The following is a 2,401-nucleotide window of genomic DNA, read 5'->3' as shown; positions in this document are numbered from 1 at the left end:
GAAATCCTGCGAATAAGCGAGTCTTCGCGAGTAAATCGTATTAAACTGAGGGAGTTGAAGACGGATTTTTGTATATGAGAAGTGAAATATTGGGTAAGAAGTTGGAGTATGGGAGGAATAAAGATGAATAGATATAATGTACAAATTATTGATGGGGCAATTAATAGTGTTTTTGAAATCTATAATATAAATGAAGAGCAATTTAATATAATTTTTCCAAATGGTACTGATGTTGCTTTTACCTCGGATTTTCCATATTTAGAAGACCATGAGGATTTTTGGTCTTTGTTCTATTCGAGGAGAGTTGATAAGAAAAAAGTTGAGGGGATTCACGGTACAATACACCTAAAAGGTAGTGATGCCGTAAAAGAGGATTTTCCAAACAGAAAAGAAACAGATGCAGGAATGTTCTAGATCAATTAGTTCTTGTTGAACTACCATGAAAATAAGTTTCTTCAAGATAAGAAAAATGACAAAACTTAAAAAGACCCTGCTCAATCGTTAAAAAAAAGAGGAGAGCGATAATTAATAAGTCTATGGATTAGGGTTGACTGGATTAAGGTCAGTATCAGTATTGACACTTCCTACCCATTTTCATTCTCTGTGGTGCAGCACTGATTTTGTGCTGCATGGATGGCTAACGGGCAGGTTAGTTTAACAAGGTATTCCAATCTTTGGGGTACTTTTAAGGGAAAGCCCAAAAGGAATATAATCCTTTCGGGCTTTGAATGGAGTTTATCTACTACTGTTAATTTCTTTAATGAACCGTTCAATTGTTTCTTGTATACTCATCACACCAAGGTTTCCCTCTTTTCGCTTTCTTAACGCCAAGGATTGGTTCTCCATCTCTTTATCACCGATAACAAGCATGTAAGGAATCTTTTGTTTTTCAGCTTCTCTAATCTTCAATCTCATCTTCTCAGCCCTATAATCGACTTCCACACGCAATCCTGCTGATTCCAATTGGGATTTCACTTCATTTGCAAAAACTGCGTGTGAATCAGAAATAGGTATTATTTTTGCTTGAACAGGTGCCAGCCAAAGTGGAAACTCCCCAGCAAAATGTTCAATTAAAATTGCCATAAAACGCTCTACGGAACCATAGATGGCTCTATGAATCAAAACGGGAAGATGAAGTTTATTATCTTCACCTACATAAGCACAATTAAACTTTTGAGGCATTTGAAAATCCAATTGGACTGTACCACATTGCCAGCTTCTTCCAAGTGAATCTAAAATATGAAAATCTATTTTCGGACCATAAAATGCCCCATCACCAGGATTAATCTGGTAATTAACTCCTTTACTCTTCAAAACAGATTCCAACGCTAATTCAGCTTTACCCCAGATTTCTTCGGAACCCATGTACTCTTCTGGTCTCGTAGAAAGCTCTACTTTATATTCAAAACCAAAGTGGGAGTAAAACTCATCTACTAACTCAAGAACTTTATCAATTTCGGACTCAATCTGGTCAACTCGAACAAATAAATGTGCATCGTCTTGAGTAAAGGAACGCACTCTTAAAAGTCCATTTAAAGAACCCGAAAGTTCATGTCTGTGAACTAATCCAAGTTCTGCAAAACGGATAGGTAATTCTCGATAGCTTCTTCGTTTGCTGTTGAAAATTAATATAGCACCAGGACAGTTCATTGGCTTAATGGCATAATTTTGTTCATCCACATTGGAAAAATACATATTTTCATGATAATGATCCCAATGACCTGATTGTTCCCAAAGTTCCTGTTTCAACATAATGGGTGTTTTAATTTCTTGATAGCCTGCCTTTTTGTGTTTCTTTCTCCATAAATTTTCAAGTTCATTCCGAATCACCAATCCATTTGGTAAGAAAAAAGGCATTCCTGGAGCCTCATCCATTGAAGTGAACAGTTCTAACTCTTGACCTAGCTTTCGATGATTTCTTTTTTCTGCTTCCAGTTGATTAGACATTTTTATTCCTCCTGATTTTAAGTTGTATTAAAAAAGACCACACTCATCCCAATAATAGGGACGAGTGTGGTCGTGATTCCACCCTGATTCCATAAAACACAATTAAGAATGCTTTATGCTCAAAAAGATAACGGATTTACCGATTATAGATACTTTGAATGATACATTTCCCTATAATAGCTCCAAGGTGGTAAATCATTCACTTTTCTTCAGGGCTTCCAGCCAATGACCCTGTTCTCTGATAAGAAAACGAAGAATGATTCATGTCCTTTTCAACGCCTAACTATTTAATTTTGTATAAAAAAAGACCACACTCATCCCAATAATAGGGACGAGTGTGGTCGTGATTCCACCCTGATTCCATAAAACACAATTAAGAATGCTTTATGCTCAAAAAAGATAACGGATTTACCGATTATAGATACTTTGAATATACATTTCCCTATAATAGCTC

General features: G+C 36.1%; 2 protein-coding genes and 1 other annotated feature. Of the genes, one reads left to right on the top strand and one right to left on the bottom strand.

The annotated features are described in order from the left end of the window. The first annotated feature begins 123 nt into the window (after positions 1 to 123). On the top strand, positions 124 to 414 hold the full coding sequence (locus tag J7E77_RS04770; protein ID WP_214712765.1) for a hypothetical protein: 291 nt from the start codon (positions 124 to 126) through the stop codon (positions 412 to 414). A gap of 321 nt (positions 415 to 735) precedes the next feature. Here the strand turns inward: J7E77_RS04770 and thrS are convergent, their stop codons facing one another. Beyond that, complete coding sequence (gene thrS, locus J7E77_RS04765) at positions 736 to 1,947, bottom strand: threonine--tRNA ligase (RefSeq protein ID WP_214712764.1); 1,212 nt, start codon at positions 1,945 to 1,947, stop codon at positions 736 to 738. A gap of 53 nt (positions 1,948 to 2,000) precedes the next feature. After that, positions 2,001 to 2,232, bottom strand: a binding site (T-box leader). Positions 2,233 to 2,401 lie beyond the last annotated feature (169 nt).

The organism is Bacillus sp. ISL-77 (assembly GCF_018613105.1).
This window is presented reverse-complemented; position numbering and strand designations above follow the sequence as displayed.

Bases quoted from the DNA above. Each gene is read 5' to 3' on its own strand.
- J7E77_RS04770 (WP_214712765.1), top strand. From the start codon at position 124: ATGAATAGATATAATGTACAAATTATTGATGGGGCAATTAATAGTGTT.
- thrS (WP_214712764.1), bottom strand. From the start codon at position 1,947: ATGTCTAATCAACTGGAAGCAGAAAAAAGAAATCATCGAAAGCTAGGT.